Annotated in this window: 18 protein-coding genes and 5 pseudogenes; 7 read left to right on the top strand and 16 right to left on the bottom strand. The window is 57.2% G+C overall.

Annotation, left to right across the window (positions count from 1 at the left end; translation table 11 throughout):
- Window positions 1-324 precede the first annotated feature (324 nt).
- Complete coding sequence (locus tag FMA36_RS17430; RefSeq protein WP_206065352.1) at window positions 325-849, bottom strand: heavy metal-binding domain-containing protein; 525 nt, start codon at window positions 847-849, stop codon at window positions 325-327.
- Window positions 850-1,453: 604 nt separating this feature from the next.
- Here FMA36_RS17430 and FMA36_RS17425 point away from each other — a divergent pair.
- Window positions 1,454-2,872 carry an alkaline phosphatase family protein gene (locus FMA36_RS17425; protein WP_007396762.1) on the top strand — a complete coding sequence of 473 codons (1,419 nt, stop codon included), beginning with the start codon at window positions 1,454-1,456 and terminating at the stop codon, window positions 2,870-2,872.
- Window positions 2,873-3,069: 197 nt separating this feature from the next.
- On the opposite strand, the gene FMA36_RS17420 is transcribed toward FMA36_RS17425, so the two are convergent.
- Both FMA36_RS17420 and FMA36_RS17415 read right to left on the bottom strand, forming a co-directional pair.
- Entirely contained in the window at window positions 3,070-3,507 is a 438-nt protein-coding gene (locus tag FMA36_RS17420; RefSeq protein WP_231289966.1) for an RES family NAD+ phosphorylase, read from the bottom strand.
- 17 nt (window positions 3,508-3,524) lie between these two features.
- A pseudogene (locus FMA36_RS17415) lies at window positions 3,525-3,890 on the bottom strand (antitoxin Xre/MbcA/ParS toxin-binding domain-containing protein); the annotation flags it as partial.
- A 1,101-nt stretch (window positions 3,891-4,991) separates the two neighbouring features.
- Between FMA36_RS17415 and FMA36_RS17410 the strand changes: the two are divergent.
- Window positions 4,992-5,231, top strand: coding sequence for a hypothetical protein (locus FMA36_RS17410; RefSeq protein ID WP_159264253.1), 240 nt, complete (start codon window positions 4,992-4,994; stop codon window positions 5,229-5,231).
- 53 nt (window positions 5,232-5,284) lie between these two features.
- Here the strand turns inward: FMA36_RS17410 and FMA36_RS19960 are convergent.
- Window positions 5,285-5,843 (bottom strand): annotated as a pseudogene (locus tag FMA36_RS19960) (IS5 family transposase); the annotation flags it as partial.
- 507 nt (window positions 5,844-6,350) lie between these two features.
- On the opposite strand from FMA36_RS19960, the gene FMA36_RS17405 reads away from it, so the two are divergent.
- From FMA36_RS17405 to FMA36_RS17395, 3 genes and pseudogenes are all read left to right on the top strand, one after another.
- Window positions 6,351-7,129 (top strand): IS5 family transposase gene (locus FMA36_RS17405; protein ID WP_240906598.1). Its coding sequence is split into 2 segments (ribosomal slippage): window positions 6,351-6,678 and window positions 6,678-7,129, totalling 780 coding nucleotides; the frame shifts between segments, so codons are not numbered across the junction.
- Between the two features lie 57 nt (window positions 7,130-7,186).
- Window positions 7,187-7,534: pseudogene (locus tag FMA36_RS17400) on the top strand (IS481 family transposase); the annotation flags it as partial.
- Window positions 7,535-7,740: 206 nt separating this feature from the next.
- On the top strand, window positions 7,741-8,631 hold the full coding sequence (locus tag FMA36_RS17395; RefSeq protein WP_110570269.1) for an FRG domain-containing protein: 891 nt from the start codon (window positions 7,741-7,743) through the stop codon (window positions 8,629-8,631).
- A 199-nt stretch (window positions 8,632-8,830) separates the two neighbouring features.
- On the opposite strand, the gene FMA36_RS17390 is transcribed toward FMA36_RS17395, so the two are convergent.
- From FMA36_RS17390 to FMA36_RS17365, 6 genes are all read right to left on the bottom strand, one after another.
- Window positions 8,831-9,811: an IS110 family RNA-guided transposase gene (locus FMA36_RS17390; protein WP_167518069.1), complete on the bottom strand. Its 981-nt coding sequence runs from the start codon at window positions 9,809-9,811 to the stop codon at window positions 8,831-8,833.
- 220 nt (window positions 9,812-10,031) lie between these two features.
- Complete coding sequence (locus FMA36_RS17385) at window positions 10,032-10,856, bottom strand: IS5 family transposase (RefSeq protein ID WP_159264328.1); 825 nt, start codon at window positions 10,854-10,856, stop codon at window positions 10,032-10,034.
- A gap of 41 nt (window positions 10,857-10,897) precedes the next feature.
- Window positions 10,898-11,857 carry an IS481 family transposase gene (locus FMA36_RS17380; RefSeq protein WP_159264208.1) on the bottom strand — a complete coding sequence of 320 codons (960 nt, stop codon included), beginning with the start codon at window positions 11,855-11,857 and terminating at the stop codon, window positions 10,898-10,900.
- Between the two features lie 108 nt (window positions 11,858-11,965).
- Window positions 11,966-15,133 (bottom strand): error-prone DNA polymerase, encoded by a 3,168-nt coding sequence (locus FMA36_RS17375; RefSeq protein ID WP_159264249.1) that lies wholly within the window; start codon window positions 15,131-15,133, stop codon window positions 11,966-11,968.
- A complete protein-coding gene (locus FMA36_RS17370; RefSeq protein WP_276612619.1) occupies window positions 15,130-16,668 on the bottom strand; it encodes a Y-family DNA polymerase in 1,539 nt (512 codons plus the stop codon). Before FMA36_RS17370 ends, FMA36_RS17375 begins: the two co-directional genes overlap by 4 nt.
- On the bottom strand, window positions 16,568-17,344 hold the full coding sequence (locus tag FMA36_RS17365) for an ImuA family protein (RefSeq protein ID WP_010517846.1): 777 nt from the start codon (window positions 17,342-17,344) through the stop codon (window positions 16,568-16,570). The genes FMA36_RS17370 and FMA36_RS17365 overlap by 101 nt, the downstream gene beginning before the upstream one ends.
- A gap of 264 nt (window positions 17,345-17,608) precedes the next feature.
- On the opposite strand from FMA36_RS17365, the gene FMA36_RS17360 reads away from it, so the two are divergent.
- Complete coding sequence (locus tag FMA36_RS17360) at window positions 17,609-18,247, top strand: SOS response-associated peptidase (RefSeq protein WP_159264247.1); 639 nt, start codon at window positions 17,609-17,611, stop codon at window positions 18,245-18,247.
- An 86-nt stretch (window positions 18,248-18,333) separates the two neighbouring features.
- Here the strand turns inward: FMA36_RS17360 and FMA36_RS17355 are convergent.
- Together FMA36_RS17355 and FMA36_RS17350 are read right to left on the bottom strand one after the other, a co-directional pair.
- Window positions 18,334-19,222: pseudogene (locus FMA36_RS17355) on the bottom strand (transposase).
- Between the two features lie 13 nt (window positions 19,223-19,235).
- On the bottom strand, window positions 19,236-19,538 hold the full coding sequence (locus tag FMA36_RS17350) for a hypothetical protein (protein WP_159264245.1): 303 nt from the start codon (window positions 19,536-19,538) through the stop codon (window positions 19,236-19,238).
- 284 nt (window positions 19,539-19,822) lie between these two features.
- Between FMA36_RS17350 and FMA36_RS17345 the strand changes: the two are divergent.
- Window positions 19,823-20,963: pseudogene (locus FMA36_RS17345) on the top strand (IS3 family transposase).
- Between the two features lie 15 nt (window positions 20,964-20,978).
- Here FMA36_RS17345 and FMA36_RS17340 read toward each other — a convergent pair.
- The 4 genes from FMA36_RS17340 to FMA36_RS17325 are packed head-to-tail and all read right to left on the bottom strand — an operon-like array spanning window position 20,979 to window position 24,350.
- Window positions 20,979-22,097, bottom strand: coding sequence for a hypothetical protein (locus tag FMA36_RS17340; protein ID WP_159264244.1), 1,119 nt, complete (start codon window positions 22,095-22,097; stop codon window positions 20,979-20,981).
- Window positions 22,094-23,254 (bottom strand): caspase family protein, encoded by a 1,161-nt coding sequence (locus FMA36_RS17335; RefSeq protein ID WP_159264243.1) that lies wholly within the window; start codon window positions 23,252-23,254, stop codon window positions 22,094-22,096. The genes FMA36_RS17340 and FMA36_RS17335 overlap by 4 nt, the downstream gene beginning before the upstream one ends.
- Complete coding sequence (locus FMA36_RS17330) at window positions 23,251-23,574, bottom strand: hypothetical protein (RefSeq protein ID WP_159264242.1); 324 nt, start codon at window positions 23,572-23,574, stop codon at window positions 23,251-23,253. The genes FMA36_RS17335 and FMA36_RS17330 overlap by 4 nt, the downstream gene beginning before the upstream one ends.
- Window positions 23,575-23,594: 20 nt before the next feature.
- Entirely contained in the window at window positions 23,595-24,350 is a 756-nt protein-coding gene (locus FMA36_RS17325) for a hypothetical protein (protein ID WP_159264241.1), read from the bottom strand.
- Between the last annotated feature and the right edge of the window lie 40 nt (window positions 24,351-24,390).

Raw genomic sequence — 24,390 nt, 5'->3', positions numbered from 1 at the left:
AGACATCGAGTAGCCGCGTGTATGGCTTGCCCGAGCACCGTGGCTGACATCCTACAGCGCGGGGCACGGCGATCACGGCTTCATGGGACACGAGAGATGGGCGGACGGCCGTGTCGTTGAGACCGTGCGCGACTGGCGTACCGAGGAGATGTCGCTCCACGTCGTGCGCCTGACATATGCCACGCGCCCACGCGTGCGGAACTCGTGCAAAGCTTCATGGTCTACCTGACGCGACGCTGGATCGAAGGTTTCGTCGGAAGAGATGCGATGGACTAAGACCACGAACGTCCGCTCCCGAGCAGGTTAGACGGGCGGCGGCGCGTCTTAGATGAGGGAGATAGCGGACCAACTATATGGAACCAGCATGGTGCGGGTCCGTAGGGCGCCGAGCCTAAGCGCATTGGTGACGACCGTGAGTGGGATGGCAAGAACGGGGGCCACGATCAGGCGGTGCGTGAAGTCCTTCAGCTCCGAATTGTCGTCAGGCTGTTCGGTCGGTTCCTCCGCCTCCAGCGCAATGCCGCAAAGCGCGCAGTTTCCAGGATGGTCCTGCCGGATCTGCGGACGCATGGGGCATGTCCAGATCGTGTGGCCACCAGTAGGCGGCCAGGCAGCGGTCTGGGGCGCATGGCGGTTCTGATCATGGCAGGCCATATCATGAATCGCCTGGTCGTGGCCCATTCCCTTCTTTGGTTCCATAGTATCGGGGCTGCTCATCGGCTGAAGTGTCATACCGCATATCGGGCATTTGCCGGGATGCGCTTCCCTGATGTCCGGATGCATCGGACAGCTCCAAACGGCACCAGATGTGGACGTATGCTGACCGTCCATCTGCTGTTTTCCTGACATGCGGTCTCTCCCGATGGACGCAACGGGTAAAGACGAGGAAGAAGAGGCGTCTCGGTCAGACATTTAGAATGTCATGGTACATCCGCAGTCGAGCCGAAGGAAGAGTAAAGGGTCTGAAGCCGTTACCCTATTGATTGGATATGAAAACGTGCCTCAAGGAGGCGTCATCGGTGTGGGACCCGATTTGGTCATGGCCAGTTTCTGCGACTGGATCTCTGTCTCTAACCATCAGGGGTTACGTGGCGTCGCCACGCGGGATATACTGTTGGGAGAAGGGCAACGCGGATATGCCGAGCTAGTGTCTGTACAGAAACTGCGGGCTTGTTCTCTACATTCTCTTGTGTCACCCGTTTAAAAAAGGGGATTAGCGGAGTTCCCACAAACTAGTGTATGAGTATAGCTGGTACTGTAACAATATTCGGGGGCTTTTGGCATTCTGTTGGGCGGGGCAGTCAGCCCGTGATCATTGGGAACTGGGACTTGATCAATGACTGAGACGTGGGTTTCGGGTCCGGGAGATTTGTATGATTTACAAGATAAAAGAAAATAACTTTCTGATATATGACTTATTAAATGGTGTAAAAAATAAAAGGAGTGGAAATCAATGGGTATTGAGCACGTAGTTGTATTAATGCTAGAAAATCGGTCATTCGATAGTATGTTTGGACAGTCGCCATCGTCCACCGATCCGATCGACCGACTAACGGGAACGGAGACTAATCCCTGGCATCATCCGGACGGCTCCGTCGAATCGATAGCCGTGTGGACTACGGACGGAACCGACCGTCAGGTGGTGCGCATTCCAGATCCTGATCCCGGTGAATCATTTAAAGACATTTACGAACAGATTCATGGACGCCAGGAAAAGGGCAGCTTGGCTTCGAAATTACCAGACATGTCAGGATTCGTAGATAATTATATGGCCCAGCCTGATCGCCCGGGTTCGCGTAGTCCTGAGTCAGTCATGCATTTCTTCACCCCCGATCAGCTACCTGTATTGACGACGCTGGGTCGGGAATTCGGCATTTCAGACCGTTGGCATGCATCTGCGCCATGTCAGACATGGCCAAACCGTATCTTTGCGCATACGGGCACGTCTGGTGGATGGGTCAATAACTATCCGGACAAGCTCCCGTTTGAAATGCCCACCGTATTCAACAGATTAAGGGAGGTTCATAAGGATTGGAAAATATATTTTCATGACTTTGCGCAATCGACGACTTTGTCCTCTCTTTGGGAATTCTCGCTCTCGAATTTCAAATATTTTGAGGAGTTTGAGAATGATGCGAGAAAAGGGACTTTACCCGCGTATAGTTTCATCGAGCCGCGATATTTTGCTCACCCCATTTTGAGAAAGATGCCCAATGACCAGCATCCGGCGCACGATGTCGTATACGGGGAGGAACTCATTGCATCGGTCTATAATGCGGTTCGCAATGGTCCCTTATGGGATAAGACACTTTTAATCATTACCTACGATGAACACGGAGGATGTTATGATCATGTGACTCCACCAGCAGCAGTATCACCCGACGATAAACATCAAGATGGTTTTAATTTTGATTACTTCGGTGTCCGTGTCCCTGCAATAATCATCTCACCATATGTAAAGCCGGGTCACGTATTCAGGCCACAAGGCAATACCCCTTACGATCATACGACAATAATAGCGACACTTAGAAAACTATTTGGTATTCGTTCTCTAACCAAACGTGACCAGGCAGCGCCGGACTTTCTTGATGAGCTTCTTAAAACACCTGACAATCAAGGTCCAAGCAGCGTTCAGGCTTCAACGTCTTATTCGATGCGTGATTCGATTGATGCCGTCAAAGAGCCTTTAAACAGCCTTCAGATCAGTCTGGCGCAGGCAGCTAGACAATTGCCAACCGCTGGCGCTGATCTCGCGCTTCACAACAAGCGCGTCGCGGCGATGACTACTGCTCAAACGTACCCGTCGACCGTTGGAGAGGCATCTCTCGAAATTCAGGCTCATATGAACGCATTTACAGGACGGAATGCATAATTGCCGCTTGGTTGTTTGTCGCTCCTCAAAAAGAGGGGCGCCCGTTGTTATGGTTGGTGATCGACGTGACGTAATGGTCCCAATGGCTTCCGTTGGGACTTTTAACCGACTAATATCGTCGCAAGTCCTTCATTTATTCTCGGTTTACGACCATGACGTTGCGGTTGCTGGCAAACGCTTTTCATCGTCGATGACGGTTACGCGGGAGGGTAGACTGTCTGACCACTGCCAGAAGACCAGCTTCCTGTCATTTTCCATTGCTCCGGGGGCAAAACTCGGGACGATGATGCCAGCCACACCATTGGCTGTGAGCATTTTTGCGAGTTCCCACGAGGGCGGCATCTTGCCCTGATCGGCAAGATCTTCCCAGGGGCAGGGGAGGAGAAACCGCGATTATCAAGATTGGACGGGTCGGTCAGATCGAGGACGGGTTCGCTATCGACGTCATAGCCACAGATGGTCAAGGGCTGAGGCTTGAACGGGAAGCCTTGCTGGGCCTCGAGCCAGGCAGTCTCCATCCGCAGAGATGTGTAAAGGGCAGGTGTGCCGTCCAGGTTGAACCGGCCTCCATGAAGCGCCGCACCGTCGCCTGACAGTGGGGTGAAAGACCAGCGGGGATTATGAGCCCGGAACACCCGTCCGGTAAACCTCGCGCGTAACCGCCGGTTGCAATCCGATCGAGATAGCGCGCCGGACGGCGTCGGCGTATCTTTCCCGAACGAGCGCCTCGGCAGTCTGATCACCGAAGGAGGGCAGGGGCTGTGACCGATACCATGCGAAAGCCTGTTGGGCTGAGCCCGCCCATGGCCGGACACGATTGAGGATCTCGACCATGTCGCGCAGCCTCGCCTGGGTGGTGGGGCGGCCGAGGCGGGCACTTTTGGAGACGGCGTCGCGGGACAGGCCCAGGGTGGCAGCCAGTTCGCCACGAGTGATATGCAGCATGCTACTCAGCCGTTCGGCCGCGATCAGTCCGGACGGATCGTAGGCGTCAGTAGAGAAACGTGGTCTCGGACATGACAGGTTGCCTCATATATTGACCATAGAATGGGATTATATATGAGGCGGTCTGTCCATGACAAGGATTCCAATTGGATATGCCCATGCGTTTTGGCATGATTACCTTGTCACGCGGCGAGACGGGGTATCTTGCTGTCCGCTAATCGCAAGTATCATTGGTTGCCTTCCCGAACAATCAAACTTGTAAATCCCATAAGTTTTGTTATGCCAACAAACTGACAACTTGTAGGCTGCTGGTCTAATGCTTTTTTTGGCGGAACGCACTGAGAGCTATGCAATCGAAGACCTCCATAGGATATGCCATATCGGTGCAAGCCTGCACACGATCGCCCGCTCAAAGTGATCGAGGCTTAATACCTTTTTGAGTTAATGATACGTTTGTTCGTTAGGCCATCGGGCCTTGATTGGGGCAGCAAAAAACCTGAGCAATGAATCGGCAGGTGGATCGGACAGGTAATCTCTCTCTTCTGCAATGGAGCAGTACTCGCCAATCAGTTAAACTTCCATCCCAAGCATATGCTGGTTTGTCTGGTCACAGATACGCTAGACGAACCCTTTGCCATGCGGATCCGCATGGCTGCAAAGCGGGCTGCTAAACCATGCATGGTTCGACGACGCCAGTTGACCCCGCGCAGTGTAACAGTTTCCGGCAGCTTATAGGCATAAACCGGCAGCTGCTGCAATAACGGATGAACGCGGAATGACCCGTATTTCTCGCTTGGAGACATCGGATCCTGTTGGCTGGAGTGACGCGCGGTAACCGCCACTGCCTGGCTGCAGGCTCCCCCACTCAGCACCTAGTAGCCTGCATCCACCGTAGCCGAAGCCGATACCTGCGGCACAGCGGTGGTCGATCTCGTCGATACCGATCTCCGGCGTGGTCTTGGAGCCCTGTTGTTCCATTGGAACGCCAACTTGTCTCAGACGTGCCAGATATACCGTCGAAATATCAAGCAGGAGCAGATGGAGTGATAGCACCAACGGCTCTGTTTTCCTGTCTAAGTAGTGCTAGATAATGGCAGACTTGCCAAAATGATGATGGTAAAAAAACATAACGCTAGATAGACATAAGGAGTGAAATTGTAAAAAAGGAGAACATATGATGAATGTCTACTCAATTAATCTCATCGTCCCGGAATCAATAGAAATATATCTTTCCGATAAATCTCCTGCCGGAACAATTGATGCAGGGAAATATGTTGCTGAATTAAACAATGGTCAACAATCTGGTTCGTATTCATTATATGAAGCTGACGAAAACTTTGTAAAGGGCGCTCTAAAAAACGCGAATGTGCATCTTTCAGTAAATTCTACGGGTCAGGTTAAAATTTTAGAATAAAATGCGGTATGACAGGATGTAATCCTTCGCCAGTCTGTTTTCTGCGATGCACTTCGGCCTTTGCGTGATGGAATGACCAGAAAAATACCGTGCAGTAGCAGATCCCGACGGAAACTGTCGCTTGTCATACCCCGATCAGCCAGCATGGCCCTGGGATTTGAAGTCGGCAGTTTCACCAGGGCACATTTGGCTTTACAGTCTGAGACCTGCTCCCCTATGAGATCAGAGTTGAGCGGACGTTCCTCATCGTAACATTAGGCATGAATCTTGCTCGTAAAGCCACCGCGTGATCGACCAAAACCTTCCGGATAAGCGCCCTTTTGCTCCTGCGGCCTGCGAACTGGCGCGGACAACGGTGCTGTCGAGCATATGCTGCCGGTCGTCGGTCAGGTCCAGATCCACCAAGGTTTGCAGTAGGGCGTCCCATCCTTCCCGCTGTTCGGCCTAACGGCGAAACCGGACATACAAGGAGTTCCACTTGCCGTAGAGTTCGTGCATGTCCCGTCGGGGGCATCCAATGCGCGGGACACGCAGAATGCAATTCAGGAACAGGCGGTTGTCTCAGGCTGGTCGAGCCCAACGTCCGCATTCAGGCAGAAGAATGCGGACCAATTATTGTCCATTCCTAATCCGGTAGATCGTCTTGTACCACATCTGTTACACTACGCTGCTTTGCCAAAGCAACCAGTGAAACAGATCTTTCTCCAGACCAATCGGTCTTTTGTCAGCGCAACCTAGTCATGCAATGTCTGGCGGTTTATACTATCCACGCCAGCCGCATCCATCAGGCTGGCCACGTCACAGATCGCTGCGAGGGCCAAAAACCGGTATGCAGGGTTTACATTCCAGCGGCGTGCCGCAAGCCACCTCAGGTCAGGGGATCAACAGAGTCCTCTCGGGGCTTTACCGGTGCAGTCATCGGTCAAAGCCTAATAAAATCAAGAGAATTAAAACCGACGCCAATCGTTACTTTACACACGGTTCAGCGTCTACGCCATTTGGTATTTGATAAGTGCCATTTATACCCCACTACGCTTCAAACGTTAGGTTCTGTTGACAAAAGGCCTTTTCAGACTGGCCTGGACGTGATTGAACACTGGTCTTTACGGAGACCTGTGGATGCGTGGCGACCTGACGGACGAGGAATGGGCAATCATTGGCGGACTTCTGCCGCCTGAACGTGGCCGCTGGTCCCGGCCAGCACAGGATAACCGTCTGTTTCTCAACGGAATGTTTTATGTCCTGCGCGTCGGTTGCCCGTGGCGGGACATGCATGAGCGCTATGGAAAATGGAACTCGGTCTATGTGCGGTTCCGTCGATGGGCAGAACAGGGTGTCTGGGACGCTCTACTGGAAACGCTGGTCGAACTTGGCCTGACCGATGACTGGCAGCACATGATCGACAGCACGGTCGTTCGGGCTCATAGCCAGGCGGCTGGCGCAAAAGGGGGACACATAAGGAAGGCTTTGGTCGAAGCCGCGGCGGCTTTACAAGCAAGATCCACGCCCGCGCTGACGGTCAGGGACGCCCTCTTGGATTTGAACTGACGGGCGGTGAAATTTCTGATTACTCCGGCGCTGATGCCCTGATGGACCTGCCGGTCGTGACACCGCGCCGACTTCTGGCCGACAAAGGGTATGATAGTGACAGGATACGGGAGAACCTGCTTTTCCGAGGTATTCTTCCTGTCATCCTGCCGCGTTCAAACCGCACAGAGAATATCCCTTGCGACTTCTGTCGTTACCGGGATCGCAACCGTATCGAGCGGATGTTCAACAAGCTGAAGCAGTTCCGACGTATCGCCACACGCTATGACAAGACAAGAAAATCTTTCCTCGCCTTTCTCAACCTCGCAGCCGTAAAACTGTGGCTACCGTCTTTTGTCAATAGAACCTAGGTGTTTAGTCCCAGGGTTTGATGGTGTGGTATTTTCACGCGAGTGGAAGGAAGCATTATGGGACAGATACGTCATGGCAGCGCCACGACCACGCACGCGGTGCGAGCAGCAATACAGCGATCGCAGGCTTCGCTCTCGGCGCTGAGCGAGAAGTTTGGGATCAATCCAAAAACGGTGGCGAAATGGCGGAATCATCCGACTGTCGAGGATCAGAAGACCGGTCACCAAAAGCCGCGCTCAACGGTTCTGTCCGAGACGGACGAAGCGATGGTCGTAGCTTTCCGGCGACATACTTTACTGCCGCTGGACGATTGTCTTTATGCGTTGCAGGCCACCATTCCGCATCTGACACGCTCAGCCCTGCATCGCTGTTTTCGGCGTCATGGGATGTCACGTCTGCCTGACGCAGCCATTCCATCTCAAGAGCCATGGTCGTCCCCTAATGGATGACCGCCATGTGCTGAATTGGATCATTTTCGTCAACCGTGCTCGATCGTCATGTCGTCTCGGCGCAATTAATGATGCGCGGTCCCAGCATTTTACGCATGCCCGTCGTGTATGTTTATGTGATCGGTCACAAGCTACTATTGTAGATATCGCAGAGGAAGGACATGAATCCTATTAAATCAGTTACAGATTTCGTCGGGATCATCCTGAACCGAAAAGTTACTAAAAACGCGGTCGTGACCTATCGCGGCCATGGCAGTACCGATTTCAGATTGACCCCGTCCATTTTTCGCAAGACAGCCACATGCAAAAATGAGCATATCCTTTTGCGTGAACTTATCGCTGCTCATCCCGAGGATTTCGACCGAGATACAAGCGCGTTGGAGATGTTAGTACGGATGCAGCACTTCTCTCTACCTACGCGGTTGCTTGATGTGACGATGAATCCACTGGTGGCGCTCTATTTCGCGTGCGAGAAGGTCAAGCAGATTATACCTGTCCTAGGCGAGAAAAGTAGGAGGAATATGGACGGGCACGTCGTCGTGCTTAGCGTCCCTAAGCAACGGGTGCGATACTTCGACAGCGATACTGTGAGTTGTATCACAAATCTAGCACGCCTCTCGTGGAATTATAAAAACGAAATAGACACTAATTTAGACTTGGAAAAGTTCAATAATAGCACATCTATCAAAAGACTGCTTCATTTCATCAGGCAGGAAAAGAATGGCTTCCTGGGGGAGATCAACCCTGCCGATCTGGATTCGATTATCCTAGTAAAGCCCAAGCAGAACAATAAACGCATTCTGGCGCAGGCTGGAGCTTTTTTTGCATTCGGCTTAAAAGACGAAATTGGATCAAGATCTGGCGACCGGATTAGAGTGAATCACATCGTCATCCCTGCCGATGCTAAAAGAAATATTCTCAATGAACTTGATAAGCTGGGTATAAATGAGAAGACTATGTTTCCGGACATTGAACGTGCCGCACGTTACATCACGGGAACATTATCGTCTAGCAATGCGGCGACGAAGCTGCTGCGGCGTCCTGCTGAATAGAGCTTGTTCGTATAAAACTGATTGCGAACTACCGAACATGCCACTGAAAACAATGGCGGTGACATCGGATAAGTTTATTCTAAATCAGACATTGCGCAACGGGCCGACGTTGCCTAATTTACTATGATTTAACTGACTTACACTATTAAAAATATAGGCTGTCGTGTTTTGTGTCTGCTGCTAAGAGTATCCGTTGTGGTCAAGCGGCTTTTGGCGTCCAAAGCCGATCTTTGTGAAGCAGGGCGTTTGCGAGGACAACGAGCTTTCGCATGATTGCGGTAATGGCGATCTTGGCGTGTTTTCCCTTTGCGATAAGGCGATCGTAAACACGCTTGAGGTCTGGGTTGAACCGCATGGCGACGATGGCCGGCATGTAGAGAGCTTGTCTTACGGTGGCACGACCACCCTGGATGAAGCTGCGGCCTCGCCATGTGCCGGACTGGCGCGTGATGGGTGCCAGCCCGGCCAGTGCAGCTGCCTGACCTTCTTCCATCATGCCGAGTTCGGGCATGTCGGCCAGAAGCGCATGAGCCGTGACCCTTCCCAGTCCCGGAATACTGGCCAGCACGTCCCGGCGTCGAGACAGATGCGCATCTTCCGCCTCGAGCGCGTCAGTTGCCGCATCGAGGGATGTGACCTGCGCCTCGATCTGCCGCAGGCGATGACGCGCGTGGCGCTGCAGCAAGCCGATCGTGAGGGTCCTGAGACGATTGAGCGTTGCCGTGCGGTCTCGCATCAAACTGCGGCGCGCAGCCATCAGTTCGGCCAGACGGTTCTGTAGATCCGTGCGGACTGGACGCGCCACCGGATCCAGCAGGGCACCATAGCGTGCCAGCATCAACGCATCGACGCGATCTGTCTTCGCGAGTTTGCCGGTGGCTTCGGCGAAACGCCGCGCCTGTCGTGGATTAACCTTGACCTGCGGGATACCAACGGCCGCCAGGCGTTCCTCCAGTGTGCGGTGATAGGGGCCGGTTGGCTCGAACACCACCCGGGCAGCGGCTTTGATGTCGCCGATCCAGCGCAGAAGAGCGGTCTGGCCCTTGCGGGTGTTGGCGACACGGACGGTATCACCGCCGGGGTGACGGGCGGCGTCGAGATGATCCTTGGATACATCGATCCCAATTGTGATCGATGCGGGTGGCAACTCGGCCTTGGAAGCCGCAACTGGATGCGTCATCTTTTCCATGTCCTATGCTTGTCATCCGAGGCCGAACCTCGGGTATCCGTTCAGGGCACAAGGAAAAGAAGGGGTGGTCATACTCTCAAGACGACCCATTACGGTCTGCCTGTTGCCGACCCGTCCCCTTCCTGATTTTTCCGGGGTGGCCACCCCGGAAAAATCAGTCCTTTGTCGCACGCCGCGACACGGAATGCATAAGACAAGCCTGTTTGGAAAATCATGGATGAGCATTTCTGCGCATGAGATTGGCGCCCATGGCGACGAAGATCATGGCCTGTGACACGTCGACGCGGCGCTCGTAATCACGCACGAGCCGGCGCCAGCGGGTCATCCAGCCAAAGGTCCTCTCGACCACCCAGCGTCGCGGCAACACCTCAAAGCCCTTTGCTCCGTCACGGCGGCGGATAATTTCGACGATGAAATCCAGGTAAGTCGCCTTGTCCATCAACTTCAGGCGGTCATAGGCGCCATCGGCGAACAGATGCTTCACCCACGGCCAACGCTTGCGGATCGCATCCAGGATCATCTGAGCACCGGCACTGTCGGAGATGTCGGCTGGAGTGAGGTTGACCATCAGGAGGCGCCCGTCCGTGTCGACGGCGATATGCCGCTTGCGCCCGACGACTTTTTTGCCGGCATCGTAACCCCTTGTCCTCGCATGAGGCGCCTTGATGCTCTGGCTGCCGATCACCGCCGCTGTCGGACTGGCCTCGCGGCCTGCCTGTTCCCGGTCAAGCATCAGTTCAACATCATGGATGGTCTGGAACAGGAACCGTCGCGCCAACTCACGAAACCAGCCATAGACCGTGCGCCAGTGCCCGAAGTGGATCGGCAGCATCCACCAACCGCAGCCTGAACGAACGAGATTGCGCACCGCGTTGATCACCTCACGGAATTCAACCTCCCGTGGGCGGCCACGACGCCCAAGACTTGGCATCAATGGCGCGATCCGCTCCCATTCATCGTCCGTCATGTCAGACGGGTAGCGTTTCGTCTTGCTGATAATCCCGGCCATCCGGCCCCTCTGCTCTGGCGTCCACATCCAGAGCTTGAAACACATCAGATCGATTTTCCAAACAGGTTCTAAGTGTTTAGTCCCAGGGTTTGATGGGTTGGATTGATGATGAATCTTTCCGGGTCTGAAGTCCAGATCTTGCAGATGTATTCACAGGGCGTGAGACCTTTGAGGGTCTTGAGCCTTCGTCCAAAATTATAGGCGGCTATGAAATCATTGAGGTGAGACCTCAACTGCTCATGGCTGTCATAATGAAAGCGTTTGACGGTTGCTTCCTTGATCGTGCGGTTCATCCGCTCGACCTGGCCATTGGTCCAGGGGTGATTGGGCTTTGTCAGGCGATGCTCGATCCCGTTGGCCTCGCAGATCATGTCGAAACGCATGGAACGTGACCATGCCATACCGCGGTTACGGGGCTGCTCGGCGAACTGGATGCCATTGTCGGTCAGGATGGTATGAATCCGGTAGGGCACGACACGCAGAAGATGTTCGAGAAACTCCCAGGCGGTTCTTCTGTTGGCCTTGTCCGCGAGTTGCACCACCGCGAACTTGCTTGTCCGGTCTATGGCGACGAAAAGATGCAGCTTGCCTTCAGCGGTCTGGACCTCGGCGATGTCGAGGTGGAAGAACCCGATCGGGTAGCGTCTGAAGCGCTGACGCTTCGGTTTGTCCCCTTCAATGTCAGGCAGGCGTGACATCCCATGACGCTGAAGACAGCGATGCAGGGCTGAGCGTGTCAGATGCGGGATGGTGGCCTGCAACGCATAAAGACAATCGTCCAGCGGCAGTAAGGTATGTCGCCGGAAAGCTACGACCATCGCTTCGTCCGTCTCGGACAGAACCGTTGAGCGCGGCTTTTGGGGACCGGTCTTCTGATCCTCGACAGTCGGACGATTCCGCCATTTCGCCACCGTTTTTGGATTGATCCCAAACTTCTCGCTCAGCGCCGAGAGCGAAGCCTGCGATCGCTGTATTGCTGCTCGCACCGCGTGCGTGGTCGTGGCGCTGCCATGACGTATCTGTCCCATAATGCTTCCTTCCACTCACGTGAAAATACCACACCATCAAACCCTGGGACTAAACACCTAAGACGTAAAAGAACGTCACAAACAAGGATTATCCTTCTGACACAACATTCAATGGAAATTCCGCGGCTTCACCACGATATTCTCTCGCAAGCGACCCTGCTCAGGGTCGGGGGAAGCGTGCAACGACCGATTTCCCACATCGGCCAGGAGAGGGGAGAGATCAACAATTTCACGCGTCACGAGATGCACCACCTCCCCTTCCTTCTGCAGCCGTCCCACAACCCCCAGCATCTGGCCTGACAGGACCACACGACGAAAGCGCTCGAACATATCAGGCCATATGATGACATTGATCGCTGCCGTTTCGTCCTCCAGCGTCATGAACACCACGCCCTCAGCCGAACCGGGCCGCTGGCGGACCAGCACCAATCCTGCCACCGACAGGCTGCTCCTGTCCCGTGCCTCCAGGGCCTGCCGGCACGTCACCATCCCGCGCTCGATGAGATCAGGGCGCAGGAAGACCAAGGGATGATCCCGCAGGGTCAGGCCGGTGCGGTTGTAATCCCGTGCGACCTCAGCCCCGTCCCGCATGGGCTGGAGCAGCACATCAGGTTCTTCCGCCTCACGCATGACGGCGGCTGCGGCAAACAGCGGCAGGGGTTCGTCACGTAGTGCTTTGATCGCCCACAGCGCCTCACGCCGGGCCAGGCCCAGCCCCGGCCGGAAGGCGTCCGCCTCGGCCAGATGGGTCAGGGCTGCCCCCTTCACCCCTGCCCTACGCCACAAATCGTCGACCGAGGCAAAGGGCCGGTTGCCCCGAGCAGCTACGATCCGGGCGGCCTCCTCATTGGCCAGCCCTTTTACCAGGCTCATACCCAGACGGACGGCAAACAGCCCGTTATCCCACTCCGGGCCTTCAAGCGTGCTATCCCAGCGCGAGGCGTTGATACAGATTGGCCGGATCTTGACCCCATGCTCGCGGGCGTCGCGCACAAGCTGGGCCGGAGCGTAGAAGCCCATGGGCTGGCTGTTCAGGAGTGCTGCCAGAAACACATCCGGATGAACGCATTTCATCCACGATGACGAATAGGCCAGAATGGCGAAGCTGGCCGCATGACTTTCCGGAAAGCCGTAACTGCCAAACCCCTCCAGCTGTTGAAAGATGCGCTCGGCAAAGGTCTCGGGATAACCCCGCGCCGTCATCCCCTCGATCAGGCGCGTGCGGAAGCGCGAGACGGTACCGGTATTCTTGAAGGTGGCCATGGCGCGGCGCAGCTGGTCGGCCTCGGATGCCGAAAACCCGGCACAGACCATGGCGACCTGCATCACCTGTTCCTGGAACAGCGGAATGCCCAAGGTCTTCCTGAGCACCTTTTCGAGTTCCGGCGTCGGGTAGATTTCCTTTTCCTGTCCGGCCCGCCGGCGCAGATAGGGATGCACCATGTCCCCCTGGATGGGACCGGGTCGGACGATGGCCACCTCGATCACCAGATCATAGAACACCCGGGGCCTGAGACGCGGCAACATGGACATTTGCGCCCGGCTCTCGATCTGGAACACCCCGATCGTGTCAGCCTTCCGGATCATGGCGTAGGTGCGCGGATCCTCGGCCGGGATGGTCTGCAGCGTGTAATGCTGTCCCTTGTGTTCGCCCAGAAGGTCCAGCCCTTTCTTCATGCAGGTCAGCATGCCCAGCGCCAGCACATCGACCTTCATGAATTTCAGGACATCGATATCGTCCTTGTCCCATTCGATGATCTGGCGAGCGTCCATGGCCGCCGGTTCGATCGGCACCAGTTCATCCAGCCGGTCATGGGTCAGGACAAACCCGCCGGGATGCTGCGACAGATGGCGCGGCACGCCGATCAGGCAGCGCGCCAGATCCAGCGTCAGCCGGATGCGCCGGTCGGACAGGTCGATCCCCGTCTCATTCAGCGCGTCCTCATCCAGCTTCCGCCCCCAGCCCCAGATCTGGCCGGACAGGGTGCGGATCAGGTCTTCGGGCAGGCCCATGACCTTGCCGACATCGCGCAGCGCGCCCTTGGCGCGATAGCGCGTAACCACCGCCGTGAGAGCGGCGTGGTTGCGGCCATAATGACCGTAAATCCACTGGATCACCTGCTCCCGGCGCGCATGCTCGAAATCCACGTCGATATCGGGTGGCTCACGGCGCTCTTCGGACACGAACCGCTCGAAGAGCAGTGACGTCCGTGCCGGATCGATGGCGGTAATCCCCAGCACGTAGCAGACAGCGGAATTGGCCGCCGATCCCCGCCCCTGGCACAGGATGCCCTGCGATCGGGCGTAACGGACGATGCTGTGCACGGTGAGGAAATACGGCGCGTAATCCATGCGCCCGATCAGGGCGAGTTCATGGCTGAGGGTTTTCCTGACCTCGGGCGGAATGCCTTCAGGATAGGCCGCTGCCGCCCCTTCCCAGGTCAGGGCTTCCAGCGCCTGCTGCGGTGACTGGCCCGGGACAGACACCTCGTCGGGATACTGGTAGGCCAGGTCATCAAGGCTGAAGCGGCAACGGGCCACGATCTCCATGGTCCGGTCGATCGCCTCGGGATAGCGGCTGAACAGCCGGGCCATTTCCGCGGGCGGCTTGAGGTAGCGGTCCGCATGGCGTTCCCGCGCAAACCCGGCCCCGTCGATGGTGGTGTGGTTGCGGATGCAGGTCACCACATCCTGCAGGATACGCCGGTCATGGGTGTGGAACAGCACGTCATTGGTCACGACCGCTGGCACGCGCGCCTGCTGGGCGAGGTTCGCCAGTTCATACAGCCGCATCTGGTCATTGGGCCTGCGCCGCAGGGTCAGCGCCATATAGGCCCGGTCGACAAAGGCGTCCTTCAGCTTGCGCAGATGCAGGGCGCAGGCATCATCCGCCGTATCCGGGAGCAGGATCGCAAGGAGGCCTTCGCCCCATGCCACCAGATCCTCCCAGAGCAGATGGCATTTCCCCTTCCCGGCCCGCGCCTTGCCAAGGGTGAGTAGCCGGCACAGGCGACCATAGGCGGCCCGATCCGTCGGATAGACCAGTACGGGCAGAAAATCGGCCAGATCGAGACGGCAGCCCACGACCAGGCGGATGCCGGTCTCTTTGGCCGCGACATGGGCCTGCACCATGCCCGCCAGGGAATTGCGGTCGCAGATGCCCAGCGCTTCAATGCCAAGGGCCTTCGCCTGCTCGAACAGTTCAATCGGTGAGGACGCGCCGCGCAGGAACGAGAAATACGTCGTCACCTGCAGTTCGGCGTACTGCACACTCATTCAAAGAGACCGTGCAGGAACCAGCCCTGCGAACCGGTCTCGCCATGTTCGCCATCCCCGGTCCGGTAAACCCAGAATGTTTCCCCGCTGGTGTCTTCCACCCGGAAATAGTCCCGCACGGTGGTCAGTTCGGCATCCCCTTTCCACCATTCGCCAAAGACCCGCTCGGGGCCATCGGCGCATCTGATCCGGCGGCGGATACCACGCCAGATGAAGAAGACCGGCGGATGGTCGGGCAGCACCGCCATGGTCTGGATCGGCTCGGGACGGGGCAGCAGGCGCGTGGGGCGCGGCCAGTGATCCGGCCACTCCCGTGTATCTTCGGGTGCAAGGGCGGCCACGCGGCAGACGGCCCGTTCCGGCACGTCGCTTTCCACCGGGGCGAAGCGATACAGGGCCTGCGTGCCGACACGATTGGCCAGGGTATCGATCAGGTCGGAGACGTCGGCCTCTTCTTCCTCGATCAGGGCGGATACACCCTGGCGGTGCAGGATCGGCTCGGCCAGCGACGCGGTCAGCACCATGCGCTCGATCCCGAAGCCCGGATCGATGGTCTCGATCCTGTCACAGAGCAGACGGGTCAGGCGTCTGACGTCCCGCACCGGCATGGCCGTGGCCACGCGGACGGCCTCGGTGCGGCTGTCCACCCGGTGCAGCAGCAGGTCAAGGCGGCGCACGCCCTGCTCGCGTTCCTCCAGCCCGGCGCACAGGGGCGGCACGAGTTTGGTGATGTAGCGGGCTATGGTCTCGGCGGCACTGATCGGTTCGGCAAAGTTCCGGCTGACCTGCACCGGCGCCTGCAGCCGGACCGGGACAATGGCTTCCGCCTGCCGTCCGAAAGCCTGGTCCAGCCTGCGGGCGACATCCGGGCCGAAGCGCAGGGCCAGCGGCGCGCGCGGCATGCCGGCCAGCGGGCCGATGCGTGACACGCCCAGCCCATGGAGGCCATCAATGATATCCGCTGGCAGGCGCAGGGCTTCAATGGACAGATCAGTGATCGCTGCCGCCGTCTCACCGGGCGGCACGAAGGTGATGCGTTCCCGGCCATAGCGGGCCAGCGCATGGGCCGCACCCCATGTATCGGCAATGGCTGCCCGGGCCGTAATCCCGGACTCCTTCAGGCGGGTGACCATGTTCTCCAGCATGATGGACTCACCCCCATGCAGGTGATCGGCACCGGTCGTATCCAGCACGATGCCGTCTGGCGGATCGGGGGCCACGATGGGGGCGATGCGGTGCTGGAACCACAGCGCCAGCCGCTCCAGCCCTGCCCGGTCACCGTCCGGGTCGGCATCCATGATGAGCAGATCGGGATGGAGCGCCTGCGCTTTCGCGACAGGCGTGCCGGGGCGCAGGCCCAGCCTGCGGGCGGCGAGATCGACCGACAGGATGACCCGTCGCCGCCCTTCCCGTCCGGCCAGCACCAATGGGCAGTCAGGCGCGGGCGCGTCGGTGCCCAGCCGCTTCCTGAGCCGGTCTGTCGGCCAGAGCGGCAGGTAGAGTGAGACGACACGGTGCCAGTCTCCCTTTGGCATCACAGGCCTCCACTTCGAAATCGGCGCATTCGCCCGCGCGGGCACGGATCAGTTCGAGCAGCCAGCGGGACCGGCCGACGCCGGGCACTGGCAGCGACACGGATGGGAGGACCGAGACCCGCCACCGGGTGACCGACGCCGTGGGCTGGCCGAAATCCGCCGCATCCGTCTGTCGCCGCCAGCGCCGTATGGCGATGCCCAGCGCGCCGGATGTCTCGGCCGCCAGTTGCAGGCGGCGTGACGCGGTCATGGACAGGCGGGCGACCTCGGCCACGACCGCCCCCAGCCCCTGATGGCGCAGTGCTTCCTCGAAACAGGCCAGGACATCGACGTCCGAACTGGCCGCGACGTAAATGGTCCGTCGCGCCGACAGGCCGACCTGCTGCAGTGCCGGGGCATACAGGTCCTGGCGGGTGGCGATCCACAGCACCTTGCCCCGTGTCCGGGCTGCGATCCCGGCGGAAAACAGGCCGGATGCTGCTGCATTCAGGGCATCATGGCCGCCGCCCGCCACCTCATGCAGCGCGCCCAGCGCCAGGCCACCATCCGGCAGGCGAGCGTCAATCTCGGGCACACCGAAGGGAAGCGCGCCCCGCCTGCGTCGGCCCTGGCCTTCGAGGCGGCTGACCTGTGCTCTCAGCGCCTCCAGCGCGGGACGGGGTTGGGGTGCGGGCATGGGGTCGGACAGTCCATTCGGGTGTTTCTGGCACAGAATCAGTGATTGTGTTCGTTATTTGTTCTGGCCCGGTGACGAATGTCAACCCATTCTGGAAAAGCGGCTGTGATCCGGACGCGGACGCAGGGCTGCCACACGGTCCAGGCGCGATGAAAACTGTCTGGATTGCAGGGGGTTATCAGGAACAGTCCGGCCATCCCCGTCCTGCAGGGTGGATACCACCCGGCAGGACACCCATATCCGGAATCGCGAAAGGATGGCGTGATGTGCAACCTCTATGCGATGACCAGCAGCCAGCAGGCGATCCGGGAGGCGGCCAGGGTCATGACCGACCGCACCGGCAATCTCCAACCCCTGCCCGAGATCTGGCCCAACACCATGGCGCCCATCGTGCGGAACGCGCAGGATGGGCGTGAACTGGTCATGGCGCGATGGGGCATGCCCACCCCGCCGGGCTACCTGAAAGGCCACAGGGTCGATCGGGGTGTGACCAATATCCGCAATCCCACCTCGGCCTGGTGGAAGCGCTGGGAAGGTGTCGCGCATCGCTGCCTGGTGCCGCTCACGTCTTTTTCCGAACCGGAGCGCCTGCCGGATGGTACCAGCAGGCCCGTCTGGTTTGCCCGCAGCGATGGGAAGCCGCTGGCTTTCTTTGCAGGGATCTGGTGCCAGTGGACATCAGTGCGGAAACTGGCGGATGGCGAGACGACGGATGACCTGTTCGGCTTCCTGACCACCACGGCCAATCGGGAGGTCGGTGCCATTCATCCGAAAGCTATGCCGGTCATTCTGACCCGGCAGGAAGAACTGGATCTATGGATGAAGGGGCCCTTGGACGCAGCACTACAATTGCAGCGCCCCCTGCCTGACAACGCCCTAAAGATGGTAAATGCTCCGCGGTAGGCAATTATTAAATGTCGCTTTGGGGGAGATTCCGGCCAGTCCGCTGTCGGAAAGCACGATCAAAGACCAGCCATTAGAGCGGAACCCTATCTGTCTGGATTGTATCCTGCGGGGACGAAATAGTTGGCGCATTCGATGGGTGGGAACATTTTGGAGATTTCGCCGATGGTGTTCCAGAGGGTTTCGAGAGTGCGGCCTGCGGCCTTTCGCAGATGGGCTTTGAGCTTGGAGAATGCATTTTCGATTGAATTGAAATCCAGGCTGTAAGGCGGCAGGAGCCGCAGCTCCGCACCGACTTTCTCGATCAGGAAGCGGGTTCGATCGCCTTTGTGATTGGAGAGATTGTCCATGATGACGATATGGTTGGGCCTCAGTTCGAGGACGAGAACGCGCTCGATATAGGTCTCGAAGGCGCGGCGATTGACCGGGCCATTCATGACGAATGGCGCGATCATGCCCCGATGAGTCAGTCAGGCGATGACGGTCGTCGTGCAACGATGGCCATGTGGAAAGCCCATCCACAGCTGCTGGCCGCGACCGTGGGTAGGGGCCATGTTGGTCTTGGCCTAGATTTCATCGATAAAGACCAAGAGTGCCGGATCGAGATCAATCTGCCCATCGGACCATGCCTAGCGCTGCATCAGGACATCGGGGCGGTCCAGTTCCGTCGCATGGCGTGCGAAGAAGCGTTGCAGGGTGCCGTGGCCGAAACTGCGACCGCGCTCAATCAATGTCCGGGATATCACCCAGAAGGCCACAGATGAGGTCGTGCTACTTTTCGATCCGTCCCGAACGCCGATCTCCACTCAAAGAACCGGGGTTATGCTGCCCGTTCACATTCCAGAACCCGCCAACGGCTCACGCTGGCCGCGCTGTCGCCAAAACGATCGCTGACAGCGCGATGGCTGGCACCTCCACCACAGCAGAAAGAACTCGAATGCGAAGATCAACAGATATGGCCGCCGCGACGGCCATACCTTACAAAGGATTAGAAAGCGTCAGAAGACAAATCTCTTTTGATCGCAGCCACCTGCCTTTTCCCGGCGTCAGTTTGGGGGGGTGGAGGCGTGCGGCAATCTTCATTGAAGTAGATTGTCCCGTCCTCACCATCAATACATTCGCCCCGCTCGACGGATGCATTCTGTCGATTATAGAGTGTCTCGCGTGCTAACTCCTTCGCACGCCTACGCGACATTCCATCAGCAACATACCTCGCTGCGTGTTCATTAACGAACTCCCGTTCGAGTTCTTCCTGCGCCGCTTCGGCATAAAACTCCGCTAAATAGCTCATGTTTGCCTCTCAGGAAACGCTACCAATGAAATTATTGGGAAGCTATCATAACTGCTCCAAACAAAGAAAGTCAACAATAGACTTAAGACTTGTTAGTTCATTGAATTAAGCCGTTTTCCTCTGGCGCATGGTGGTCCTCATGTGAACGACTGACGGCTTCTGAGTGAGATCGTTTACGTGATCCGCACCGGACGTCAATGGATAGGTGAGCATGATCAGCGAGACTGAATAGCCCCTAGATTTCTGGACGCCCGGGCTCCTAAAAATGAGGACAGGAGGCGTTGATGGGGAAGCCCAATTTCAGTGATGAGTTCAAAAGTGATGCGGTGGCGCAGATTACCGAACGGGGATATGCGGTAGCGGAAGTTTCGCAGCGGCTCGGGGTCAGTACACATTCGCTATATGCGTGGAAGCGGCAATTCGCGAAGATGGCATCAGGCGATACCGGCAAGGATGCCGAGATCCGGCAACTGAAGCGCGAACTGGCCCGGGTGACCGAGGAGCGCGACATCCTAAAAAAGTCACCGCGTATTTCGCCAGGGATGCAAAGTGAGATACGCCTTCATTGCCGAGCATCGCGATCATTTTGGAATTCGGGCAATGTGCCGCTGTCTGGCCGTGCAGCCCAGTGGCTACTATGCCTGGCGGAAGGAACCATTGAGCCGACGGGCTTGCGAGGATGCCCGACAGACCACGTTGATCCGTCAGGCCTGAAACGACAGTGGCAGGGTTTATGGCTACCGTAAGCTGCACGATGATCTGCTCGATCAGGGCGAGACCTGCTGTCCGAACCGCGTGGCACGCCTGACAAAACTGGCTGGCATCAAAGCGCAGATTGGCTACAGGCGGCGGCCAGGTAGCCATAGTGGCAGGCCGTCCCTCGTCATCGACAACACGCTGGCCCGGCAGTTTGATGTCGAGGCACCCGACAGTGTGTGGGTCACAGACATCACCTACATCCGCACCATGGAAGGGTTTGCCTACCTTGCAGTCGTACTCGACCTCTATTCGCGTCGTGTGGTGGGCTGGTCGATGCAGAGCCGCCAGACCTCGGATGTGGTACTGCAGGCGCTCCATATGGCCATCTGGCGACGAAAGCCCAAAAGCCGGGTGCTGATCCACTCCGATCAGGGCAGTCAGTTCACCAGCATGGACTGAACTGCCTTCATACGGGCTCACAATCTGGAACACTCGATGAGCCGCCGCGGCAATTGCCACGACAATGCTGTAGCGGAAAGTTTTTTCTCATCGCTCAAGCGCGAGCGCATCCGGCGTCGAACTTACAAAACGCGCCAGGAAGCCCGGCAGGACGTGTTTGACACCATCGAAATGTTCTATAACCTGGTGCGCAAGCACGTCAGGAACGGGATGCTGTCACCCGTGCAGTTCGAACAACAGCAGATTTTGAATGCTCAAGGCGTCTAGAAAACTAGGGGCTACTCAGGCGGGATCGCTCTTATGGTCTCCCGAAGGCCAAACCACGAATGCTCCAGAGTTAACGGCACCCGAGCGCATTCGTTTCCAACGGCCCAATTCCTTTCTCGCCGCTGCGCGCAACGGCGTCGATTTAGAGCCACTTCCAAGCGCACTGAGTAACTGTTCTCCTGCGGCAAGGCTGTTCCAGTAATAAATCTGCCCTTGTTCCCGAGCTCGACTGAGCTGCGTCAGGCACTCCGTCTCATTTGAGCGGGACGCTTGCCACCACGCAGCTATTATCCCTGCATCGGCCATCCATGGATGTCGCTGAGCGAAGCGCACCACGTACGACCCTAGCTCGTTCCCACGGCCCGCTCGTATAAGAAGCAAAGCAGCCGCTGCTGCTGCCCAGGGATCGTCGCGCGAATGCTGAATTGAACGGATAGCATCGGCCTCGCTGCTTCCTGCTGCCCAACTGAGAATTTCCGAAACCTCGTCGCGGATAGAATGACTCAGGCTTCCAACCATCGCTTCGGATTTTGATTCATAGGGTCGCATGGCCGGCAAACTCGATCCCTGCTCGCGGTAATAAAGTAAGGTTCCACCGCTGAATAAGGGGACATATGAGTGCCATGTATTTCCCAGATCGTCATCGAATTGATAGCCAACGACTGGATGCTCGGACCAGTTTCCGGCTCTGACTAGTTTTGTGATGTTCGGCTGATCGACGTTTTCCAACCTCGATCCGGAGAACCGCCGCCATTGCTTTTTATGCGGCATTCGCATGCGCAAGTTGAAAAAATTGAGGCCTGCGTTTGAGCGGGCAAGCATTTCATTGTGCTCGGTCGATGGCGATTGTTGCTGAACCGGGATAGATCGCCAAGCGCTATGTTCGTCCGACAAACGACCAACGGCAAGGACCATGTGTTCGGAAGATGCATCGACGCGAAATGGATACTCGTAAAATTCGCCGCTACCGAGATTTTTGACATCGGCAATGTAGGATCCGACTTCGAACTCCATGTCCTTCTCATCGCCGTGGCCAGTCAGCAGAAAGCGGTTGACGTCGGTAGGCGCCTTACCTTGGACCGTAACCCGTATAGCCGCCTTTGACGCGGTTGCGAACGTAACGCGATGTTTCATGCTGCATCCTCCGCGGGTGCGGGTCTTAAGGTCACTAGACAGCTCGGCGCTTGCTGACGGAAGGTCTGCGGCGCAAGCGGGACCGCTCCCTCCTGGCATACGCATTCCACGGTCAGGTCTCGGTCCTCGAGATTGATGTCGACCCGCCATACAAACTCAGCAGCGACACTCGACATAATCTCCAGGTCCTGCTGTTTCACCTGAACAGACGCCATTTGGGTGAGATGAATTTCCGGGATTGAACGGACAGTGAGGTGCATGAATGGCTGCGCGACTGTCATCAGTGCCTGTATGTCCGAGTACGGTAGAATTGGCTGCGGTCTCACGACAATCTCGTCGAACATCGTTTCACCCAACTGCCTCAGACCAAATAGGAGCATCTTGCCGGTGACAGCCCATCCGTGGCTTTGTGTCCTCTCAACGCAGCAACCGCTAAGACCTTTTAGAAGAACCTGCGTGAAGAAAGGTGGTTCGAAATCGACCGGCGCCCAAGCCAGATGACCTGTTCGCGCGCCAGCCAGAGCCAGCGGCTCGCAGACGTCTCCCGTTATATCAGCCAAACTCACTTCTTTGAGATCGATATTCTTGACTTCCCACAAGCGGCCGGCAAACTCTGCGACGATCTCCTGACAGGCATCGAAAAAAACCCAGGCGCTTGCCGGGTTGAGGGTCTGCAAAGCCTGAGACAGGTTGCTTGCGCTGAATGATTGGGCCCAAGGACGATTAGTTTTTGACTTTATGTCTTCCAGCAGCCCGACCGCGCCACCTTGGCGATCCGCAATGCCGTGTCCAGAGAAGTAGAAAACGACCGCATCACCTGGCCGAATACGGCCTAGCCATTCATCACCACGGTTACGAAAGTGTTGTTCGTCCGCTGGTTCGACAAGCGTCGTGAGAACCTCATCGCCCAAGACGTTCCCGACATCCATTGAGCCATCGTTGACGGTGGGATCGGACAAGAGCATCTCAAGCGAGCCGAGCGGTGCCACCAGTCGGGCACGATCTTCAAGCAACATATTGGCAAGCGCGATTGCACCAGCCACGGGAGCACGACGGTCTGCTGCATGATTGGCTTGCAAGTATGGATAACGTCCGCAGCCCACTATGAAAGCATGCGTTACCGGGCCATCGATCTGGGCTTCATAAAGCAGTGTCAAGCAAGCAGCCCCGCATCCTTAAGTCGTTTGTTAAGCCTACTGAAGAAGAACGCGTTATCGAAATAGGCATTATGTGCTGTCGATAGACCGGCGGAAGTGCTGATCTCGAAGTCGACCACGCCCGCGATCGTAGGCTCGCTCAGAAATGCGAGCGTATCGGCGTAGTCATAGACATTCCAGTAGTGATCGACGACTACTCCTAGAGGCCTGCCGCTCTTCGAGGCTGAAAATTGCTTGAGTTCGGCGAACAGTCCAACCTGGGTTCCCACTCCGAGGAGCAAGTCGATCTTCAATGGCCGCTTCAGCCGTTCTTCGAGCAAGGCGATATTATTTGCATCCGTTAGCAACTCGTGAAGGATGGATCCCCCATGCTGTGTCCGATCAACACAAGCGGCTCATTGTTGTCGTCGGCCACCATCGCCGCCGCCAGGATCGCTCCGTTGATTTCGGCGCGGACGTGGTCGCTTTGGTCTCGACGGGCGAAGAACATCATCGCGTCGCCCAAGAACTGCGCTAAATACGGTGCAGCAATATCCCGAGCCTTACCAGCGGCGATCGCAACGGGATCTAATTTTGGCAACTTCGGGAGCCAGCCCACGCCAAGCGATTCAACTCTACGCGACGCGCCCACTTCACCAGCAAGCCTCTCTCCCAATTCGTCTTCAGAATGAAGGTTACTCAACCAGCTTGGTATGGGACGGGCATCAGCGTAGCGTGCGGCAGCCATCCAGAAATCTTCTACCGAATGGCGCTCAGCTTCCGACTCGCTGCTCGATACCGCATCGAGAGCTGCAACCGACAACGACGCGACAACTCCCGGAAAGTCTGCCTTTGCAGCCGCCACGATCGAGGCTCTATCGGCCAGTGTGGCAGGCGCCACCAAAGTGCCGAGTGTCTGCGTCTGACCCTTGGACGTCGGAAGTGAGAGCAATGACTTTTCGGCAAGCCCAAATTTCCCCCAGTAAGGAAAACGGATCGTCGCCGTTTGATCAAAGGCAAGGCGATTGAACCTGTCCGCACGCCTGCGCGTCATCTTCTCATAAGCGCCGTCGCCGAGATCTCTGTTGTTCACCCCATGGACGAAAACAACTTGCATCAAACCTCCCGAATGGTCCTTCCAATCACAAAACAGATGT

The sequence above is a fragment of the Komagataeibacter xylinus genome, assembly GCF_009834365.1.
In the GTDB taxonomy this organism is placed as follows: Bacteria; Pseudomonadota; Alphaproteobacteria; order Acetobacterales; family Acetobacteraceae; genus Komagataeibacter; species Komagataeibacter xylinus_D.
This window is presented reverse-complemented; position numbering and strand designations above follow the sequence as displayed.

Excerpts from the sequence above, each read along its gene's own strand:
- FMA36_RS17430 (WP_206065352.1), bottom strand. The coding sequence starts at position 849 with ATGTCAGGAAAACAGCAGATGGACGGTCAGCATACGTCCACATCTGGT.
- FMA36_RS17425 (WP_007396762.1), top strand. The coding sequence starts at position 1,454 with ATGGGTATTGAGCACGTAGTTGTATTAATGCTAGAAAATCGGTCATTC.
- FMA36_RS17410 (WP_159264253.1), top strand. The coding sequence starts at position 4,992 with ATGATGAATGTCTACTCAATTAATCTCATCGTCCCGGAATCAATAGAA.
- FMA36_RS17395 (WP_110570269.1), top strand. The coding sequence starts at position 7,741 with ATGAATCCTATTAAATCAGTTACAGATTTCGTCGGGATCATCCTGAAC.
- FMA36_RS17390 (WP_167518069.1), bottom strand. The coding sequence starts at position 9,811 with ATGACGCATCCAGTTGCGGCTTCCAAGGCCGAGTTGCCACCCGCATCG.
- FMA36_RS17385 (WP_159264328.1), bottom strand. The coding sequence starts at position 10,856 with ATGTGGACGCCAGAGCAGAGGGGCCGGATGGCCGGGATTATCAGCAAG.
- FMA36_RS17380 (WP_159264208.1), bottom strand. The coding sequence starts at position 11,857 with ATGGGACAGATACGTCATGGCAGCGCCACGACCACGCACGCGGTGCGA.
- FMA36_RS17375 (WP_159264249.1), bottom strand. The coding sequence starts at position 15,133 with ATGAGTGTGCAGTACGCCGAACTGCAGGTGACGACGTATTTCTCGTTC.
- FMA36_RS17370 (WP_276612619.1), bottom strand. The coding sequence starts at position 16,668 with ATGCCAAAGGGAGACTGGCACCGTGTCGTCTCACTCTACCTGCCGCTC.
- FMA36_RS17365 (WP_010517846.1), bottom strand. The coding sequence starts at position 17,344 with ATGCCCGCACCCCAACCCCGTCCCGCGCTGGAGGCGCTGAGAGCACAG.
- FMA36_RS17360 (WP_159264247.1), top strand. The coding sequence starts at position 17,609 with ATGTGCAACCTCTATGCGATGACCAGCAGCCAGCAGGCGATCCGGGAG.
- FMA36_RS17350 (WP_159264245.1), bottom strand. The coding sequence starts at position 19,538 with ATGAGCTATTTAGCGGAGTTTTATGCCGAAGCGGCGCAGGAAGAACTC.
- FMA36_RS17340 (WP_159264244.1), bottom strand. The coding sequence starts at position 22,097 with ATGAAACATCGCGTTACGTTCGCAACCGCGTCAAAGGCGGCTATACGG.
- FMA36_RS17325 (WP_159264241.1), bottom strand. The coding sequence starts at position 24,350 with ATGCAAGTTGTTTTCGTCCATGGGGTGAACAACAGAGATCTCGGCGAC.